Annotated in this window: 19 protein-coding genes and 1 pseudogene; 12 read left to right on the top strand and 8 right to left on the bottom strand. The window is 61.6% G+C overall.

Features of this window, described 5'->3' with window-relative positions; all coding sequences use genetic code 11:
* The first annotated feature begins 411 nt into the window (after positions 1 to 411).
* On the top strand, positions 412 to 1,086 hold the full coding sequence (locus AC0L15_RS31275; protein ID WP_027154148.1) for an alpha/beta hydrolase: 675 nt from the start codon (positions 412 to 414) through the stop codon (positions 1,084 to 1,086).
* 205 nt (positions 1,087 to 1,291) lie between these two features.
* Positions 1,292 to 2,545, top strand: coding sequence for a tyrosine--tRNA ligase (gene tyrS, locus AC0L15_RS31270; RefSeq protein WP_287247502.1), 1,254 nt, complete (start codon positions 1,292 to 1,294; stop codon positions 2,543 to 2,545).
* A gap of 308 nt (positions 2,546 to 2,853) precedes the next feature.
* Here tyrS and groL read toward each other — a convergent pair whose 3' ends face one another.
* The 4 genes from groL to AC0L15_RS31250 form a co-directional block, all read right to left on the bottom strand.
* Positions 2,854 to 4,494 (bottom strand): chaperonin GroEL, encoded by a 1,641-nt coding sequence (gene groL, locus AC0L15_RS31265; protein ID WP_287247504.1) that lies wholly within the window; start codon positions 4,492 to 4,494, stop codon positions 2,854 to 2,856.
* Between the two features lie 55 nt (positions 4,495 to 4,549).
* A complete protein-coding gene (gene hemA, locus AC0L15_RS31260; RefSeq protein WP_473498154.1) occupies positions 4,550 to 5,806 on the bottom strand; it encodes a 5-aminolevulinate synthase in 1,257 nt (418 codons plus the stop codon).
* Positions 5,807 to 5,979: 173 nt separating this feature from the next.
* The gene (locus tag AC0L15_RS31255) at positions 5,980 to 6,222 is read right to left on the bottom strand and encodes a hypothetical protein (protein WP_027154144.1); all 243 of its coding nucleotides are present in this window, start codon (positions 6,220 to 6,222) and stop codon (positions 5,980 to 5,982) included.
* An 80-nt stretch (positions 6,223 to 6,302) separates the two neighbouring features.
* Positions 6,303 to 6,905 (bottom strand): SCO family protein, encoded by a 603-nt coding sequence (locus AC0L15_RS31250; protein WP_287247505.1) that lies wholly within the window; start codon positions 6,903 to 6,905, stop codon positions 6,303 to 6,305.
* A 194-nt stretch (positions 6,906 to 7,099) separates the two neighbouring features.
* Between AC0L15_RS31250 and AC0L15_RS31245 the strand changes: the two genes are divergently transcribed.
* From AC0L15_RS31245 to AC0L15_RS31205, 9 genes are all read left to right on the top strand, one after another.
* Complete coding sequence (locus AC0L15_RS31245) at positions 7,100 to 7,798, top strand: carboxypeptidase regulatory-like domain-containing protein (protein ID WP_473498152.1); 699 nt, start codon at positions 7,100 to 7,102, stop codon at positions 7,796 to 7,798.
* A gap of 90 nt (positions 7,799 to 7,888) precedes the next feature.
* The gene (locus tag AC0L15_RS31240; protein ID WP_287247507.1) at positions 7,889 to 9,034 is read left to right on the top strand and encodes a metallophosphoesterase family protein; all 1,146 of its coding nucleotides are present in this window, start codon (positions 7,889 to 7,891) and stop codon (positions 9,032 to 9,034) included.
* 12 nt (positions 9,035 to 9,046) lie between these two features.
* A complete protein-coding gene (locus AC0L15_RS31235; protein WP_128168433.1) occupies positions 9,047 to 9,511 on the top strand; it encodes a c-type cytochrome in 465 nt (154 codons plus the stop codon).
* A gap of 124 nt (positions 9,512 to 9,635) precedes the next feature.
* Complete coding sequence (locus tag AC0L15_RS31230; RefSeq protein ID WP_353813078.1) at positions 9,636 to 11,078, top strand: cbb3-type cytochrome c oxidase subunit I; 1,443 nt, start codon at positions 9,636 to 9,638, stop codon at positions 11,076 to 11,078.
* On the top strand, positions 11,075 to 12,739 hold the full coding sequence (locus AC0L15_RS31225; RefSeq protein WP_287247509.1) for a cbb3-type cytochrome c oxidase subunit II: 1,665 nt from the start codon (positions 11,075 to 11,077) through the stop codon (positions 12,737 to 12,739). The genes AC0L15_RS31230 and AC0L15_RS31225 overlap by 4 nt, the downstream gene beginning before the upstream one ends.
* A 151-nt stretch (positions 12,740 to 12,890) precedes the next feature.
* Entirely contained in the window at positions 12,891 to 13,115 is a 225-nt protein-coding gene (locus tag AC0L15_RS31220; RefSeq protein ID WP_014766281.1) for a hypothetical protein, read from the top strand.
* Between the two features lie 153 nt (positions 13,116 to 13,268).
* Positions 13,269 to 13,391 carry a hypothetical protein gene (locus AC0L15_RS31215; RefSeq protein WP_023798301.1) on the top strand — a complete coding sequence of 41 codons (123 nt, stop codon included), beginning with the start codon at positions 13,269 to 13,271 and terminating at the stop codon, positions 13,389 to 13,391.
* A gap of 30 nt (positions 13,392 to 13,421) precedes the next feature.
* Entirely contained in the window at positions 13,422 to 14,150 is a 729-nt protein-coding gene (locus AC0L15_RS31210; protein ID WP_287247510.1) for a sulfite exporter TauE/SafE family protein, read from the top strand.
* Between the two features lie 56 nt (positions 14,151 to 14,206).
* The gene (locus AC0L15_RS31205; RefSeq protein WP_473498150.1) at positions 14,207 to 16,333 is read left to right on the top strand and encodes a heavy metal translocating P-type ATPase; all 2,127 of its coding nucleotides are present in this window, start codon (positions 14,207 to 14,209) and stop codon (positions 16,331 to 16,333) included.
* 8 nt (positions 16,334 to 16,341) lie between these two features.
* Here AC0L15_RS31205 and AC0L15_RS31200 read toward each other — a convergent pair whose 3' ends face one another.
* Genes AC0L15_RS31200 through AC0L15_RS31185 form a run of 4 tightly spaced genes read right to left on the bottom strand, consistent with a single transcriptional unit; the run spans position 16,342 to position 18,800 of the window.
* A complete protein-coding gene (locus AC0L15_RS31200) occupies positions 16,342 to 17,610 on the bottom strand; it encodes an NAD(P)/FAD-dependent oxidoreductase (RefSeq protein WP_287247512.1) in 1,269 nt (422 codons plus the stop codon).
* A complete protein-coding gene (locus AC0L15_RS31195; protein WP_473498143.1) occupies positions 17,607 to 17,957 on the bottom strand; it encodes a c-type cytochrome in 351 nt (116 codons plus the stop codon). The genes AC0L15_RS31200 and AC0L15_RS31195 overlap by 4 nt, the downstream gene beginning before the upstream one ends.
* Positions 17,958 to 18,011: 54 nt before the next feature.
* The gene (soxZ, locus tag AC0L15_RS31190; RefSeq protein ID WP_287247514.1) at positions 18,012 to 18,338 is read right to left on the bottom strand and encodes a thiosulfate oxidation carrier complex protein SoxZ; all 327 of its coding nucleotides are present in this window, start codon (positions 18,336 to 18,338) and stop codon (positions 18,012 to 18,014) included.
* Positions 18,339 to 18,353: 15 nt separating this feature from the next.
* Entirely contained in the window at positions 18,354 to 18,800 is a 447-nt protein-coding gene (locus AC0L15_RS31185; RefSeq protein WP_287247516.1) for a thiosulfate oxidation carrier protein SoxY, read from the bottom strand.
* Positions 18,801 to 18,968: 168 nt separating this feature from the next.
* On the opposite strand from AC0L15_RS31185, the pseudogene AC0L15_RS31180 reads away from it, so the two are divergent.
* A pseudogene (locus AC0L15_RS31180) lies at positions 18,969 to 19,200 on the top strand (sulfite exporter TauE/SafE family protein); the annotation flags it as partial.
* Positions 19,201 to 19,326: the final 126 nt, after the last annotated feature.

Below are 19,326 nucleotides of genomic sequence, written 5' to 3'. Positions count from 1 at the left end.
CCCCCCCCCCGCCCCCCCTCCCCCCCCCCCCCCCCCCGCCCCCCCCCCCGCCGCCCCCCCCCCGGGGGGGGGCGGCCCCCTCCCCCCCCCCCCCACCCCCCCCCCCCCCGCGCCGCGGCAAGCAGCGGCGCGCTGGCATTGTAGTCGAGATAGGCGCGTCTTCCGGCCATTTTCGTTTCGATCGGTCCCTTCAAGAGCCATTCCGCGAGGATAGCGCGTTATTTCCTTGAAATTGCAAGGCAAGCCGTCCTATTTACGCGACTTGCGGCGTGGATGGCCGAACCACGACGTTTTGGCCACCCAGTTTTGAACAATTCTAAACTAGCTTCTAAGAAGACGCTCGCCCTGCGTCAAGGCCAGAGGAAGAGTTGTTCCGGGCGCCGCGCATTCTTATGCCATGTGGAGTATTTTATGCCTGAGGTCATTTTCACCGGTCCGGCCGGCCGCCTGGAGGGTCGCTACCAGCCTTCCAAGGAAAAGAGCGCGCCGATCGCCATCATCCTACACCCGCACCCACAGTTCGGCGGCACGATGAACAACAAGATCGTCTACGACCTCTTCTACATGTTCCAGAAGCGGGATTTCACCACGCTGCGCTTCAATTTCCGCGGCATCGGCCGCAGCCAGGGCGAATTCGACCATGGCACCGGCGAATTGTCGGATGCGGCCGCGGCACTTGACTGGGTGCAGTCGCTGCATCCGGATTCCAAGAGCTGCTGGGTCGCCGGCTATTCGTTCGGCTCGTGGATCGGCATGCAGCTTCTGATGCGCCGGCCGGAGATCGAAGGCTTCATCTCGATCGCGCCGCAGCCCAACACCTATGATTTCTCGTTCCTGGCGCCCTGCCCGTCGTCCGGCCTCATCATCCATGGCGACGCCGACAAGGTCGCGCCGCCAAAGGACGTGCAGGGGCTGGTCGACAAGCTGCACACGCAAAAGGGCATCACCATCACCCAGAAGACCTTGCCCGGCGCCAACCATTTCTTCTCCAACGATGCGGACCTCCTGCTCCAGGAATGCGCGGACTATCTCGATCGCCGTCTGGCAGGCGAGTTGTCCGACCCGCGGCCGAAACGGTTGAGATAGGCCGAACAGCGAAGATATCTCCGGCATCTCGCGTCGGGCTCTGTCGCAAGATATGGCATTCGATTCGAAGCCGTGCGGCGCCGTTACAGCGGTCAGGTTGAAAAACCGGATTCCCCTTTTGCTGACCGCGCTTGGATGCTAAACGCCCGCGTTCACGCATACCACGCCCGATCCGCTTCGGTTGGGCGCTTTCGGGAAAGAAAAAATGTCCGCCTTCAAATCCGATTTCCTGCGCGTAATGAGCGAGCGTGGTTTCATCCACCAGATTTCGGATGATGCCGGCCTCGACCAGCTTTTCGCCAAGGATACGGTGACCGCCTATGTCGGTTACGACGCCACCGCGACCAGCCTGCATATCGGCAATCTGATTTCCGCAACCATGCTCTACTGGCTGCAGGAGACCGGCCACCGGCCGATTGCGCTGATGGGCGGCGGCACTTCGATGATCGGCGATCCTTCCTTCCGCGACGACCAGCGCAAGCTTTTGACGCCTGAGGCCATCGCCACCAACATCGAGGGCATCAAGCGCATCTTCGGCCGCATCCTGCGTTTCGGCGACGGTCCAAACGACGCGATCATGGTCAACAATGCCGACTGGCTGATGAAGCTCAACTATGTCGAGTTCCTGCGCGATGTCGGCCGGCATTTTTCGGTCAACCGCATGCTGACCTTCGACAGCGTCAAGCTGAGACTCGAGCGCGAGCAATCGCTCTCCTTCCTCGAATTCAACTACATGATCCTGCAGGGCTATGATTTCGTCGAGCTCAGCCGGCGCTATGGCTGCCGCCTGCAGATGGGCGGATCGGACCAGTGGGGCAATATCATCAACGGCGTCGATCTCGGACACCGCATGGGCACGCCGCAGCTTTATGCCCTGACCACACCGCTGCTGACGACATCGTCAGGCGCCAAGATGGGCAAATCGGCGAAGGGCGCGGTCTGGCTGAACGGCGACCTCTACTCGCCCTATGATTTCTGGCAGTACTGGCGCAACACCGAGGACGCCGACGTGACCCGCTTCCTCAAGATTTTCACCCGCCTGCCGCTCGGCGAGATCGCGCGGCTCGCCGCGCTTGGCGGCTCCGAGATCAATGAGGCCAAGAAGGTCCTGGCCACGGAAACGACGGCCATCGTGCACGGCCGCGAGGCGGCCGAGCAAGCCGAGGAAACCGCGCGCAAGACGTTTGAAGAAGGCGCGCTGGCCGAAACGCTGCCGACCGTCGAGGTCGGCAAGGCCGATCTGGAAAGCGGCGTCGGCATATTGTCGCTGTTCGTTGCCGCTGGGCTTGCCGCGTCCAACGGCGAGGCGCGGCGACACATCCAGGGCGGCGCAGTGCGGCTGAACGACCAGTCCGTGTCCGACGATCGCCGGTTGGTGACACTTGAGGATCTAGGTCAGGAACAGGTCGTAAAGCTGTCGCTCGGCAAGAAAAAACACGTTCTGGTGCGGCCGGTCTGACCGGCGCTTGATCGATCTCGATGGAATCGGGATGGGGCTTCATTAGTCCTTTCCCGAAACCGGTTTCACATCTTGCTGCGCTGACCTTCGGTTCGGGATCACGGCCCAGGTAAAACCTAATCAGGTAGGTACTGAGAAGGGCCGAGATCGGTGAATATTGCCATTCGTCTCATCTATCGGAACGAGCAGGTAGCGCCATAAGCCGACACCTTGGATAGGATACCGTGATCCTCGACGACTTGTCTCACCTCGATAGCGGACGAGATCATTGTTGACCGCGGCGAGCCCGGGTTACGACCGCGAAGCGGTCAGAAATCCAAATCCATATCGTGATGATGATGCTCGTGACCGGGAAGCTCCGGCGGCGGCGGGCCAGGCACTTCGGCCACCATCGCCTCCGTCATGATGAGGAGGCCTGCCACCGAGGCTGCGCCCTGGAGCGCCGTTCGCACCACCTTGGCTGGGTCGATGATGCCCTTTGACACCAGATCCGCGTACACGCCCGATTGGGCATCGTACCCATAGGCGTTGTCGTCGTTTTCGAGGATCCCGGCGATGACGACCGAGCCTTCCAGGCCGGCATTGATCGCGATTTGCCGAGCCGGCCAGGTGATCGCCTTCCTGACGATCGCGATGCCGACCTGCTGGTCCTCGTTGCTGCCCTTGAGCTTCTTGAGCGCCCTGCCGGCGCGCAGTAGGGCGACCCCACCGCCGGGGAGAATGCCCTCTGCAACCGCGGCTCTTGTCGCGTTCATCGCGTCATCGATGCGATCCTTCTTCTCCCTGACCTCGACTTCGGTTGCACCGCCGACCCGGATAACGGCGACGCCACCGGCGAGCCTGGCCAGCCGCTCCTGGAGGTTCTCGCGGTCGAAATCGGAGGTGGTTTCAGCAAGCTCGAGCTTGATCTCGGCGATGCGGGCCTCGATGCTTTCCCGCTCGGCGCCGCCGACGATCGTGGTGTTTGCCTTGTCGATCATCACCTTCTTGGTGCGCCCGAGCATATCGAGGGAAGCATGTTCGAGCTTGATGCCCAAATCCTCGGAGATCACCGTTCCGCCGGTCATCAGCGCGAGATCCTGCAGCATCGCCTTGCGGCGGTTTCCGTAGGCCGGCGCCTTCACGGCTGCAACCTTGAGAGCGCCGCGCAACTTGTTGACCACCAGCGCCGCCATCACCTCACTCTCGACATCCTCGGCGATGATGAGCAGCGGCTTGCCGGCCTGCACCACCTTCTCCAGCAGCGGCAGTATTTCGCTCAGACTGGACAGTTTCTTCTCGCTGACGAGGACATAGGCATCCTGCATCTCGACCCGCATCTTTGCGCGATTGGTGATGAAATGGGGCGAGATATAGCCGCGGTCGAACTGCATGCCCTCGACGAATTCGAGTTCGGTTTCCAGCGACGTCCCGTCCTCGACAGTGATCACGCCGTCATTGCCGACCCTCTTCATGGCGTCGGCGAGGCAGCGGCCGATCTCCCTGTCGCCGTTGGCCGAGATGGTCCCGACTTGCGCAATCTCGACGTTCGAGGTGACCTTCGTGGCGTTGTTTTTGAGTTCCGCGACGACGGCTTCGACCGCGAGATCAATGCCGCGTTTCAGGTCCATGGGATTCATGCCGGCCGCCACCGCCTTGGCGCCCTCCCGGGCGATCGCATGCGCGAGCACGACGGCGGTGGTCGTGCCGTCGCCGGCCTGATGGGAGGTTTTTGTTGCTATCTCGCGCACCATCTGGGCGCCCATGTTCTCGAACTTGTTGTCGAGTTCGATTTCCCTGGCGACGGTCACGCCGTCCTTCGTGACCCTTGGCGCGCCGTGCTCCCTGCCGATCGCGACGTTGCGCCCCCGCGGGCCAAGCGTGACGCTCACCGCATTCGCCAGGATGTCAATGCCGCGCAGCATTCTGTCGCGAGCTTCGAACGAGAACATGATTTCCTTGGCAGCCATTTCCTTGATCCTTAATACCAAATCTTCGGGGAACGGCGACGGCTCATTCGGCCGCTCAGGCGAGATTGTCCCGTGGCAGCCCGAGCCGATTCCAGACATCGAACAAAGCTGCCGCGAGCCGATCAATCATGATGTCCTCATGACAGGGTGTCGGCGTGATGCGCAGCCGCTCAGTTCCCTTCGCCACAGTCGGATAATTGATCGGCTGGATATAGATGTCGTGATCGCTCAGCAGCAGGTCGCTCGCTGCTTTGCAATGCGCCGGATCGCCGACTGCCACAGGAACGATATGGGTGTCGCTCAGGATGACCGGCAGCGCAGCGGCACCCAGCGCCGCCTTGACCCGCCGGACGCGATCCTGCTGGCGCTTGCGCTCCCAGTGCGAGGTTTTCAGATGCCGGATCGCCGCTGTGGCCGCGGCGCAGATCGCCGGCGGCAACGCGGTGGTGAAGATGAAACCCGGAGCATAGGAACGAACCGCATCGATCAGCACAGCACTTCCCGTGATATAGCCGCCAAGGCAGCCGAAGGCCTTCGCGAGCGTGCCTTCGATCACATCGATCCGGTTCATGGCGCCGTCGCGCGCGGCGATGCCGGCGCCGCGAGGGCCGTACATGCCCACAGCATGGACCTCGTCGAGATAGGTCATTGCGCCGTAACGATCGGCGATTTCGCAAATGCGATTGATTGGCGCGACGTCGCCGGCCATCGAATAGAGACTTTCGAAGACGATGAGTTTTGGCCGATCCGGACCCGCTGCCTTCAACAATTCCTCGAGATGATCGACGTCGTTGTGGCGGAAGATGCTCTTCTGCGTACCGGACTGACGGATGCCTTCGATCATCGAATTGTGGTTGAGCGCATCGGACAGGATCAGACAACCGGGGATCAGCTTGGCGATGGTCGAGATGCCAGTCTGGTTCGAAACATAGCCGGACGTAAAGACCAGTGCCGCCTCCTTGCCGTGGAGATCGGCAAGCTCGCTCTCGAGCTCTAGGAGCGGATGGCTGGTGCCGGAGATATTGCGCGTCCCGCCGGCCCCCGTTCCCAGGCGGGTAGCAGTCTCCACTATGGCGGCGACCACTTTTGGGTGTTGTCCCATCCCGAGATAGTCGTTGGAGCACCAGATCACGACGTCCTTCGGTCCATGCGGGGAATGCCACACGGCATTGGGAAAGCGTCCGGCGACGCGCTCAAGGTCCGCGAACACACGGTAGCGCCGTTCCTCCTGCAGACGCGCGATCGCATCTGCAAAGAAACCGTCATAACTCGTATTGCCTGGCACCAAGATACGGCCTTGCCCATCGGCCATATCGCCCCCATCTCTGGTCATCGGAGGTCCAAATCGCCGCGGCGCAAGGATGTTCTTTACGCCGCCAGGTTTGCCGGTGTGCAACGCTGTGGGTTCCGCCATCGCCCGATTCCCCTGCTTGCATACGAATTATGTCTAAGCGCGATGCGCGCCGATCCCGCTCGCATAGTTCCTCACGACCCGCGTTCAGGAAGGTCGAAATTGAGCTGCAACATTCGCGCGATGTTTATCAGAATTGTCTCGCAGACCTTATCTTGATTAGGATCCAGATATTTGACAGTCCAGTTTGCCCCGTTCTCCTTGGTTTCGAGCCGCTGAATCACAAAATCAGTGACGTGCTCGCATCCCGGCTCCTTATGAAGATCCGCGAGGATCAATGCCTTAAGCTCCGAAGCCTCCTTTGTATGTCTTTGCATGGTCGCTCTCCTTCCGGATGACAACTTTCTATGGATCGCTCAACTGCATAATCGTGATGTCCGTCATCCCAGGGCTGGTGTCATCGCACCAGTTCACCCAACCTAGCGGCAATGCCGCTGCTTGGTGTGTCAGAGTCTAGCCCCTCCACGAATTGCCCCTGTGGGTTCATGATGTAGATGTGGGTGCCGTGATCCATTAGGTAGTCGTCGCCGCCCGCCTCGCCCCGGCGCGCCACACCATAGGCGCCATATGCCTCCGAAACCGCAGCGATCTGTTGCGGGCTGCCGGTCAGTCCCACGATGCGCGGATCGAACGCTGCGGTAAAGCTTCCCATCACCTCAGGCGTGTCGCGTTCGGGATCGACAGTGATGAAGAGCGGTTGCAGTTTTGCGGCGTCGGGGCCGAGTTCCTCAATCGCCGCGGCGATTGATGACAGCGTCGTCGGACAGATGTCGGGACAAGAAGTATAGCCGAAGAAAACCAGCAGCCATTTGCCGCGATAAGTCTCATCGGTGACCGTCGTTCCGTCCGGCGCTGTAAGCGTGAATGAGCCCCCAACCGTCACGGGCGTGTCAGCCCGCGCGAGGGGTTGGCAGATCGACAGGGCCGCTGCGAACATGATGCAGAAGAGGGTATGCGGACCGTAGGCCCAAGGGCTGAGGAGTCCATGCCGCCGCTTCATCAAGTACCTCCGGCACTTCGAGAATGACGCACCAACCCCCGCGTGTGTTTGTGATTAACAAACTCGCCTAAACTATCCCACTTTATCATATTTTGTTGCTGAATGGCTAGACATGGTACTGGTTTAGCTCTATTTTTAAAAGTTGCCCCTCATCTCGCTAGAAGGAGGAGGCTTTTATGACCATTCGCGAATTGATGAGCGGGCTGGCGGCGATCGCTTTCGTTGCGATGGTGTCCGCGCCTGCGCAAGCCTACGAAGTGGGTCCGGTCACGGGAGGCGGAACGATCGAGGGTACGATCGTCTACCGCGGCGACGTGCCGACAACAAAGATCATCCCCACCAAGGATATCGAGGTGTGCGGCGATCCCCGCGAGGAGCCGCTGATCGAAGTCGGCAGCGATCAGGCCGTGCTGAACGCGGCGGTGCAGCTGGTCGACGTGGCACAGGGAAAGGCCTGGCCGGAGCCCGGAAAGCCGCCTGAGCTCAACAACCTCAAATGTCGCTTTGAGCCCGCGGTTCAGATGATACCCGCCGGTTCGCTGGAGGTGGTCAACAGCGACCCAATGCTCCACAACACCCACGGGTATTATGGCAAGCGCACCGCCTTCAACCTGGCGCTGCCCAATAAGGGCCAGCGGATACCCGTCGAACTGAATCGGGCCGGCACCGTCCGCATCGACTGCGACGCGCATGGCTGGATGGAAGGCTGGGTCTATGTGGTGGACAATCCCTACTACGCTGTCACCGGCGCCGATGGCAAGTTCAGCATAACTGATGTTCCGCCTGGGAACTACAAACTTGTGGCGATCCACCCCTTCACCGGGCCCATTGAGCAGCCCGTAACGGTAGAGGAGAATAAGGCCACCAGTCTGACGATTGAACTGAAAAAATAAGAAAATGGGCGACCCACTCATTCAACAGGGTCGCGTTCCTGCGAGAAGACCGACGCTTTAAGAAACGGTCTGCACTGAGGAGGAACCCTGATGTCTGACGAGCTTGACCGCATTCGGCGCGAAATGCATGCGGTGCTGCAGCAGCCGGGAGTACGCCCCGACGACTCGCTCCAAATCACCCGCCGCACCTTCATTCACAGATCGCTGCTGTTCGGCGCTGCTTCCGTCGGCCAGACCTTCGCGTGGTGGCCGCTGCTCAACACCATCGACGTCGCTCACGCCGCCGAAGCGCCCTTCAAGTTTGCCTGGATTTCGGACACCCATCTCTATCCGCGATCGCTGAACACGCGCTTCGTCGACAAAGTGGTGCGCGCCGTGCGAGAGGTCCAGGCCATGGATCCGCCGGCCGACTTCCTGATCTTCGGCGGCGACCTGGCCCAGCTCGGAAAGATCGAGGAACTTGAGCTTGGCGTTGAGCTCCTCAAGGATCTGAAGATCAAGAAGTATTACATCCCGGGCGAGCATGACTGGTATCTGGATATGGGCAAGAAGTGGGGCGAGTTGTTCGGCCAACCCAACTGGACCTTCGATCACAAAGGCGTGCGCTTCATCGGGCTCGATACGGTCAGCCGGGGACCGGACTACTGGACAGCGAAGAAGATGACGCCAGAGGAGCGCATGGGCCACATGGCTACCCTTGACGGCACGGTTGCCGGCGCGTGGGCCGGCGTCGGCCGCGAGCAACTCGACTGGATGCAGAAGACACTCGCCGAGTGGGATAAGTCCAAGCCGATCGTCATCTTCAGCCACAATCCGCTGTACGAGTACTACCCGCCCTGGAATTTCTGGGTGCGCGACTGGCGCGAAGTGAATGACGTGCTGAAGCCTTATACCAAAGTCACCAACATCCACGGTCACGTGCACCAGGTGCTCTACAACGAGATCGGCAGCATGCGCTCGATCGGCATGCTGGCGACCTCCTGGCCGTGGCCGTATGCGCCGGAAGGCGTGCCCAAGCTGACTAAGCCGATGATCCGTGTCGATCCTGGCGATCCCTTCGACGGGGTCGGTTGGGAAACCGTGAGCGTCAACGCCGACGACAAGGTCGATGTCGAGTACATCATGTGGGGGCGCAAGGAGGTGCTCGTCCAGTCGCCGGAGGACCACGACAAGAGCATTGAGGAGGTCATACAGCCACGCATCGCCGACAGACAGTACCCGTGGGAAAATCCATAAAAGGGGGTGGCTATGATAAACACATCGACATTCCTCTGCATTCTGAGGCGTTCCACCGTCGCCGGAGCAGTCGTCGCAGCTGCCGTCGTCATCGGCCCGGCCAGTGCCAACAAGGACCCGGTGACGCCAAAGCAGCTGAAACTCTATCAAGAGGCGTTCATGGAGGAGGTCAGGAAGGGAGACCTCCTGTTCCACGGTGATGCGGCGATGGCGGAGCAGTTGGGCGTCAAGCTGTCGACCACCGGGTGGGCCTGCGCCATGTGCCATCCAATGGCCTCCGATACCCACCCGCATGCGTTCCCCAAGTTCCAGCAGTCGATGGCCAAATTCGCGACACTGCGCGACATGATCAACTGGTGCATCGAGAAACCGAACCAGGGCGAGAAGATCGATCCCGAATCGGAGGCGATGAAGGCGCTCGAGGCGTACATCACCTGGTCGAACACCGGCTCCGTGTTGGTGCCAGGCAAGTACTAGTCTCGTCGATAGCCGGGCACCGGCTTCACGGGAGCGCGAAGCGAGTCCCTCGGGAAGGGTGGGGTGAAGCAGTGGTGCGGCCCGGGAACCGCGCGGGGAGGTCGATGCGTTGGCAGAGACGGGGATGGAGCTGCGCGGCAAGTTCGCGGATGTGGACCTGGATGCGTTGGTCGACAACCGGGTCGTGCGGACCTGGCTTTATTTCGGCATGTTCTGGCTGATGGTGACGCCATCCGTCGGCGTCCTGATCTCGAGCACCTTCAACTACCCCGACTATCTTGGATCGGGAAACCTCGAGCTCACCTTCGGCCGGCTGCGCCCCGTCCACGTCAACGGTGTCATCTTCGGCGCCTTCTCGACGCTTTTCATCGGCCTTTGCTATTATCTCGTGCCGCGTCTGTCGGGGGTGCGGGTGATATGGTCGGAGTGGTCGGTTCTTCTCGCATGGGTCTGGAACATCGCAACGCTTGCCGGTTTGGTCGGCTTGCTGTTCGGCGACAGTGACGGTTTGGAAGCCGGAGAGTTTCCGCTCTATGCGAAGGTCGCATTCTTCATCGTAGTGGCTGTTGCTACCGCGCAATTCCTGATCACGATCAGTCGGAGGCTCGAGCCGGCGATCTATGTCGCGCTATGGTACTTGATCGCGACTTTCGTGTGGACGACGATGAACTTCGTGCTTGGAAGCTTCATCCTGCCGTACACGATCTCGGGCATCAACAGCGCCGCCTTCCATGGCCTCTATCTCCACTACATCGTCGGCCTGTGGCTAACGCCCGCGGGCTACGTGATCATTTACTATTTCCTGCCAATCAGCGCGCGAAATCCGCTCTATGCCCATAAGCTCTCGCTGGTAGGCTTCTGGTCCCTGGCATTGTTTTACCCGTTCGTCGGCATCCACCATTACCTCTACAGCCCGATCGCGGACTGGGCCGAGACCTTGGCCGTCGTCACATCGATGCTGCTGATCATTCCGGTGTGGACGGTGCTGGTGAACTTCTTCGGCACCATGATGGGCAAGTGGCATGAGTTCGGCAGGAACTTGCCGGCGAAGTTCCTGATCATGGGCTCGCTCATGTATCTCGTCGGCTGCTTCCAGGGCTCGACCGAGGCGCTGCGGCAGCTGCAGCAGCCGACCCACTTCACCGATTTCGTCATCTCGCATTCGCATCTCACCGTGTTCGGCACCTTCGTCGTATGGGCGATGGGGGGCCTCGTCTATACTTGGCCGCGACTGTTCGGGCGCGAACTCTGGTCCTTCAAGCTCGGCAACTGGTCGTTCTGGCTGATCACCGTCGGCATCACGACCATGGGCCTGGTCCTCACAGCGGGCGGGCTGCAGCAGGGTTATCAATGGATGAATGGGGTCGAATGGCTCGACTCGCTCGTCTGGGTGAAGCCCTACTGGCTGGCGCGGACCCTGGCAGGCATCAGCATGGATATCGGGATGTCGCTGCTGGTGGTGAATCTGATGCTGACCGCACTGACCAGTCCGGCGGCTGAGGCGCGACGCGTCCGCGGGTCGGTCGAGGCGCCTACCCCGGCCCCGGCGGGAGGGCCTGCGCAGTGAACGTTCGCTTCTTCGCGCTGTTCGCCGGCGTCTTCTGCATCACCCTTGCGGTGATCACGCAGGGCGTGCTGCCCTTCGTGGAGCCGTCCTCGCGAACTACGCGCGTGACCTCGGTGGTGCGCACGGATTTCGGCCAGCTGAAATGGACGGTTTCAGAGGCGACGGACTACACCGAGCAGCAGCGTCGCGGCCGCAACATTTACCTGCGCGAAGGCTGCTGGTACTGCCATTCGCAATTCGTGCGGCCGGTGACCGGCGAGATCCGCCGCTGGGGACCGGTCAGCGAGGCGGGCGAATACGCCTATGACGTGCCGCACCTGTTAGGCACACGCCGGATCGGGCCGGACCTGACGCGCGTCGGCCTGAAATACAGCGACGAATGGCACCTGGCGCACTTCTACAATCCGCGGATGCTGGTGCCGGACTCGATAATGGCGCCGTATCGCGGTCTCTTCCACGAGCCCGATGCAGCCGTCCGTATCGTTGACGACGGCGCTGGCGGTCGGACCCTGGAAAGGACAGAGGTCACCGAAGGCCTTTTCGACTTCGACAGCCCGCAAGCGATCCAGCTGACGCCGAATGCGTACGGGTTGCTGTTCGTGCCGCTGAAGGCGCGCGAAAGAAAGCCGATCATCCTGACGCCGAATGACGAATACACAGGAGAAACCGTCAGCATCGCGGCGGAGACGGAATCGCTGGCGGCGCTCGTTTCCTACGTCCAGAAGCTCGGCACGAACCGGGGTAAATGGCGCGATCTTTTCGAGCCGCAAAGTCTGGAGGTCATGGATGCGACGATGCCGCGCTCCGAGGAATGGATTGCCTATGGCAAGGAAGTCTATGAGCGCCGCTGCATCGGATGCCACGGTGCCAAAGGCGACGGCAACGGGCCGGCCGCCACCTTTATGTTTAACCAGCGGCCCAGGGACTTCACGTCCGCAGTCTTCAAATTTAGGTTGACAAAGGAGCCCCTGCCCACGGACGGGGACATGCTGCGCACCATTACTCGCGGCATCCGCGGCACGGCAATGCCCCCTTGGTACGAACTGCCGCTCAACGATCGGCTGGCGGTGATCCAGTACATCAAGTATGAGCTGGCGGTTGACCGTTCCGACCCCGCCAGTCCTTACGCTTTCTTCGTCGAGGAGCCGCCTGGCCCACCGTTGTATATCGGGCGCCCGCCGACCCCGTCCCAGACGATGCTGGACCGTGGCAAGGAGGTTTGGCAGGTGGCGAAGTGCTGGGAATGCCACGGCCAAGGCGGCAAGGGCGACGGCGAGAAGGCTGCCGGCCTCAAGGATGATATCGGGTTCGCCACCCCGCCGGCCGACCTCACCAGCGGCCAGTTCAAGTCTGGCCCAGCCGTCGAAGACATCTTCCGGACGATAACTACCGGCCTCAGCGGCACGCCGATGCCGTCCTATCGGGATGCCTTTCCGGACGAGGACCGATGGGCACTTTCCTATTTCGTGGTCGCGCTTTCCGCCTATAAAGACCCGCTCTCGCTGCAGCCGCTGTCGATCAAGCAGGAGGCCCGCGCGGCGCTGAACGATCTGGAACTGGTCGCTGACAAGCCTGAGCGAGCCTATGTGCCCGATCCGTCGGTGCCGGCGTCCGGCCCGCCAGCGCCGCCTGGCGAGAAACAGGCACCCGCCGGAGGTTAGCGCATGCTCGGTTTTGAAGTCACCGGACCATATGCGGGCGCCATGATGATGAGCCTGGCGGCCCTGTTCTTGTTCATCTGGGGCGTCCTATCCGGCGCGTTGAGCGGCACCGACAAAGCCGCCAACGACTTTTTTGAAAGGGAGATGGAGAATGAGCGATCTGCAGAGCAGCGATCCGGAGAGCCCGAGGCACCCGGAACTGGATGTACGTCAAAGCTCGCACCCTGAACTAGAGGACTATGCCGGCGGCCTGATACAGGCGCGTGTGGGCTTCATTCCGCTATGGCTTCTCGTTGTTTACGTGCTGCTGTTCGCTTGGGGGCTGTATTACATGTATGTTTATTGGGGCGGGCTCGGCCCCGGCCGTCTGTTCTAAGAAGACTGTCGCAAGAGCTGGTAAGGCAGGAGTGATGGAGATGTTGGTAGCCAAAATTCTCCTTGGGGTCGCCGCATTGAACCTCCTTTTCCTGGCTTTCGAGGTGGCGGTAAACGTGCTTCGTCTTTATTTCGGCTGACATAGGAGCAGCGGATGCTACAGGACACGGTTTTCAAGCTCGCTGACGCCGGCTTGCCACAGATGCTCGGCTTCCTCATCTATGGCGGCTGCACCGTCGGCTTTATCATCTTTCTTGTCTATCTTGTGCGGCAATAGCGACGCGGACGCGGCGCTGCGAAAACGCCAATGATCTACTACCTCGTGATCTTCGCCGCTGGATTTGCAGGCAGCTTTCATTGCATCGGCATGTGCGGCGGCTTTGCCTGCGCGCTGGGCCGCGATCAGCGAGGCGGAGGCGCAACCGTCCTTCGCCACCTGCTCTATAATACCGGCCGATTGACAACCTATTGCTTTCTGGGCGGGCTCGCGGGTGCGATCGGTCAGGTCATCTGCACCACGCAAGGTCTAACGGCTGCGCCGCTCTTGAACGGCTCTCTCGACACCGCCCAACGAATTCTCGCGATCGTCGCTGGCCTGCTCATGATTGCCATGGCATTGCAGTTCTTCGGCTGGCTGCAGGTCTTTCATCGCCTTGCGATCGGATTTGGCGGCAGCACATTTGCATTGTCCCTGCGCGGTCTGTTGACTGCCCGGAGCAGCGCCGCGCCGCTTGCCTTTGGCGTTTTCAACGGCTTCCTGCCATGTCCCCTGGTCTATGCCTTCGCCGCCCAGGCGGCGAGCACCGCCGGAGCGCTTCCCGGGTTTCTCGTCATGGCATGGTTCGGACTGGGAACCTTCCCCGCGATGTTGATGATGGGCGGCGTTGGCCGGATACTAGGGCCAGCCTGGCGGCGGCGCGGCGTGCGGCTGGCTGGCGGCTTTATTCTTTTGCTCGGTCTCATCACGCTCGGCCGTGGTCTCCTGCCATCCGACGCGCATATCGGCCTTGCCTGGCTGGGCGGACATCCTGCATGACTGCGCATGGCGATATCCTCTGTAGCCATTGTTCGCTGCCCGTCGGCCTGCGCCCGATGGAGCGCAGGCTCAACGGTGAGGCTTGTGCATTCTGCTGCTACGGCTGTTGCATCGCCTTTCAGGTGAAGAGCGGCAGACACGAAGAGTGGGAAGCCGCCTGGCTTCTGATCCAGCTCGGCGTGGGAGGCTTTCTCTCCATGAATATCATGATGTTCAGCCTCCTCCTCTATTCGGACGCGTTCACCGGCGTCGATGCGGGCGTGCTGCCGTGGATCCACCTTTTGCTCTGGATCTTCGCGACGCCGGCGGTGGTGATTCTCGGCGGACCCTATCTGCGCGAAATGTGGCTCAATGGTATTCAGGGACGAGTGACGTCGTCGGCACTCATCGTGCTTGGCGTCGCTGCCGCTTACCTCTATTCGGCATTTGCCGTGTTCGAGGGCAGCACGCATGTCTATTTCGACACCGCCGTGATGGTGCTGATGCTGTTCACCGTTGGCCGCTATCTCGAGGCTGTTGGCCGCGCCAGGGCGGCGCGCGACCTCGAACCTCTTCTGGCCGCAGAAGGCGAGAGCGCGACCGTGATCGATGGCGCGGCAGAGATCCGCCGTCCGGTGCGGGAGGTGTCGGCCGGCATGCTGGTGCGGGTCCGGCCAGGCGAGCGCATTCCGGTCGACGGCGTGGTTGTCGAAGGGGAATCGAACACCGATGAAGCCGTGATTACCGGAGAAAGCCGGCAAGTAACCAAGGGCGCCGGCTCCAAGGTGATTGCCGGCAGTATCAATATCGACGGCCCGCTCCTGATCCAAAGCAGCGGTGACGGAACTGCAACCCGCTGGGCGCGGATTTGCCGGTCGGTGCGCGAAGCGCTGGGCCGTCGCAGTCCAACCCAGCGTCTTGCCGATCGCGTCGTTGGCGTGTCCGTGCCGCTCGTCCTCGCCCTCGGCGGGCTGACGATCGTTTACTGGGCGCAGTCATTGCCGTTCGATCGGGCGTTGCTGATTGGCCTCTCGGTACTGGTGGTTGCCTGTCCTTGTGCCGTCGGCCTCGCTGCTCCGATGGCGACATCACTCGGCATCGGCCGGTTGGCACGGCACGGCTGCCTTGTCCGCGACCCCGGCGTGCTTGAGACCCTCGCGCGTGTCCGGTTGCTCGCCTTCGACAAGACCGGCACTCTGACGGCGGGCAAAGCGCGTCTCGTCGGCGTCGACTGCCAGGAGGTCGGCATCGACGAAGTGCTGGCGCGCGCCGCCGGTCTGGAGCGACTTTCCGAGCATGGTCTGGCGCGGGCCATCGCGGCAGCCGCCGCTCAGCGCGGCATCACGCCGCTCGTCACCCGCGATGTCCGGACGGTTCCCGGCCGTGGCGTCCGCGGCAGCGCCGAAGGCCGGCCCGTAGCGGCGGGGAACGGCAGATTGATGAATGATCTGGGCTGGCCGCTTCCCCCGTCGCTGACTGAGCGTGCGCGGTCGCTGGAGGCGAGCGGTTATTCGGTGGTCTATGTCGGTTGGGGCGAGCAGGTTCACGCCGTGCTGTCGCTCGATGATTCACCGCTTCCCGAGGCGCATGCCGCGATCGCGGCCCTGCGTGAGCGCGGGCTCGACGCCACGCTGTTGACCGGCGACTTGGCGCAAGCGGCGGAGCGGATGGCGGCTCTGGTCGGGATCAAGGACGTCCAAGCGGGCCTTTCGCCGGAGGCCAAACGGCTGGCCCTGGATCGGCTCCGCCATGACCACGGTTCGGTGGCGATGGTCGGCGATGGACTGAATGACGGGCCGGTCCTGGCCGCCGCAGATGTCGGTATTGCCGTCGGCTCCGCCACCGATCTCGCCCGCGAGACTGCAGCGCTCGTGCTGCCTGCGGACGGATTGTGGATGCTGCCCTGGATCGTCGACGTGGCCCGTGCGGTCCGCAGGACCATCTTGACCAACCTTATGTGGGCGTTCGGCTACAACCTCGTCGCCCTGACGTTCGCAACATTCGGACTTCTGCAGCCAATCCTTGCGGCGGCGGTCATGGCCGGCTCGAGCATTCTCGTGGTGGTGAATTCGCTGCGGCTGGAGCGGCTGCCCGATCCTGTTCCAGCGCTGATCCCGGAGCAACGATCCGGCACCAAGTCGCAGCGTACCCACGATGGCGCCGGCATTTCCGCAATGGCCGGCCCGGCCGTCGAGCGGAGTTGAGTTTCGTTTCAGCCAAACACGTCGTGCGTGAAGGCGTCATACCAGCCTTCCGCCGCGCGCGCAGCCTGCCGGCGGACCTCGGAGCTTTCCTCGACCTTGCTGACGAAGCTGATGACGCTCTTGAGCTTCCCGTCGACGGGCTTGAAGCTGATGGCGTTGCTGAACGCATCGTCGGGGGCGAGATAGGTGTAGCAGGTGTTGAACAAATGCGCCGGGAAAGGCGGTGATCCAGTGAGATCGGCCGCGATGGCAAAGGCGCAGGCTTTGGCCTGGCTGTTGGCGCAGAAGGCGGATTTCGGCATATCCCCGCCGATGATCGCGTCACCGACCAGATGGACGCCGGGCTGCAGCGCCGATTCGAAGGTGACCGGATCGACTGGACACCAGCCCGACCGATTGGCGAGCCCCGCCTGCTGCGCCAAGCGCCCGGCCATTTGCGCCGGGATGACATTGGCCACCGCGGCCTTGAATGTAGCTCCCGCGGTGATCACCGACCGGGTCTTCGCGTCGATTGCCGTGACCCCGCCGGTGAACTGAGCCGGTAGCCATTCGATCATTCCCGGATAGTGGCGGTTCCAAGCGTCCTGGAACAGGTCCTGCGCGTTGAAGCTGTCTTTCGCATCGAGGATCAGAATTTTGGCCTTGGGTTTGCGGCGCTGGAAATAGGATGCGACGAGGGAAGCGCGCTCGTAGGGGGCGGGCGGGCAGCGAAACGGATTCCGCGGCGCAACGAGCACGAACAGCCCGCCGTCCTCCATGCTTTCCAGTTGCCGGCGCAGCAGCTTGCTTTGCGGTCCTGCATTCCAGGCGTGCGGCATGATGTCCATCGCCGCTTCGTCATAGCCCTTAAGCGCCCCATCCCTGAATGCGATGCCTGGCGCAACAACGAGACGGTCGTAGCTGAGCTTTGAACCGTTGTTGAGCGCAACGGTTTTCGCCGCCGGGTGAATCGCCGCGGCGGACTCATGAATGACGGTGATGCCGTATTGCCTTGCCAGCGCTTCATAACCATGGCCGAGCGATTCGAACGGTCGTAGCCCGGCGAGATAGAGATTGCTGAAAAAGCAGGTCGTGTAGCTCTGCCGCGGTTCGACCAGGGTCACCTCGATAGCCGTGGCGCTGGCGGCGAGATATCTGGCGACCGTTGCGCCGCCGATGCCGCCGCCGATCACGACGACACGCGCCTTGGCCTGGCCCCGCGCCTTCGGCTGGTTGAGCGCCGTTAACAACGCTGCTCCGGTGAGGCGGCCGAACTCGCGACGAGTCCAGCATTTCATCGCGGGTTACTTCCCTGCGCTGCGACATAGCGCGCGACGCTCGCGATCTCCTCGTCGCTGAGCGACAGCGCGATAACGTGCATGATGTGATTTGGACTCTCGCTCGCCCGGTAGGCAAGCAGGGCGTTGGTGAGCCTCTCCTCACCAAGCCCGATGATGCTGGGAATGCCTGTGCCGCCGCCATCGAGACGATGGCAGGACGCACAGAGTGCGGCGAGTTGAGCGCCTTGATCGGGCCCCGCCCCCGCGCCGGATTGGCTGACGAGCAGCACGAGACCCGTGGCAATCGCAGATCTCGCGACGGGGCGCATGCTGAATACCCGTCTGTTTCGCAGTTTTCCGGTCACGCTCCCACTCAACTTGTCACGCTATAATTCGCGCAGCTCGATTGTGTCGCCACTTCAACCGACCGTGAACTGGTGCGACAACATATAGACGGCACCGCCGTCTTCTTCCCAGACAAAATCGAGCCGGCCGCTCTCCGTCGCGCGCAAGGAAAATTCGAAGAACGGGTTGGCCGAAATCGCCTCGTGAAGATCGACACTGAACACCACAGTTTCGTTGTAGCGACAGACAAACTTGTTGATGATCTTGCGCGGGATTACCTCGCCTTGATCATCATAGCGCAGCCCCGTTTCCATCTCATGGCTGATAATGGTCTTGACCTGAAAAATCTCCCCCTTCGCCGCAGCGTTTGGCACGATCACGCGTGGTCTCGGGGTGGTCACTGTCTCTCTCCGATCTCAAGCACAGCCATCCGTGGCGACACGGACCCACGTCGTGGTCATCAGCAAGATGCCGTCATTCATTTCAGCGACAGCGACGACGTGTTGCGGTTTGGCAAGCCGGATGCGTGTCGACACGCGGGGCAGACTGCGTTGCGGGACGAAATTGAAACTGGCCACTTCGATGAGCGGGTTCCGCGGCGCGAACACGCGCATCTGCCTTACATGGTCGGCCTCGGTCATGGGGCTGTCGATGTAAAGACTTATGGGCACGGTGTAGCCGGTCGGGAAGTCGGTCGGCATTATCAGGTGAAGGCGATCCGATACCGTGGCCGTCCGTCCGGTGAGCTGCTTGACGAGATCCAGCGCTTCATCATTCGCACGTGCGCTTCGCGGCGAGAAGAGCGCAACCCCGACAAATCCCGCACTCCCGGCGATCAAAACATCGCGGCGCGTCAAGCTCATCGTCCCGGTCTCCAAACCCTGCCACCTCTTTAGGCCACTCTAAGAACGCATCGGCGGCGGCAGGCGGCGCACTCGGACACATCAGTGCGGCAGCTTCTACCAAATTTAGCACCGACAACCGCTGGGAGCAATCTCGCGGAAGTGCCCATGGCCGCCCTTTAAACCAATGCATTCTGTTTTACCGGCCGTTGGGAGCACGCCGGCGGATTCTGCGGCTACCCAACTTCGGTCGCCGGCCTGATCGCTGGAGGCGTTATTGCGGCACCGCTGTCGGGATAGATGGTCAAGGCATTGCGGGAAAGGACGCTCTTGGGTTGTCGGATCTCTGATCACACTCTTGGCCGGCTATCAGATGCTCGAATTAACTGGAGCGCTCGAGCCGCGCCAGCGCAATGTCTGATTTACAAGCCTGCGCGACATTCATGATAAGGCTGAAAAAGGACGGGTTAGGGTGGATAGTGTTGAAAAAGTCCGGGTTGCAGCGGTCCTGAAGCACTGATTCAATCTTCGTTGTAAGAGGAGATTG

The organism is Mesorhizobium sp. WSM4846 (assembly GCF_055811415.1).
The sequence above is the reverse complement of the archived record's forward strand: the minus strand, read 5'-3'. Positions and strand labels throughout refer to the sequence as shown.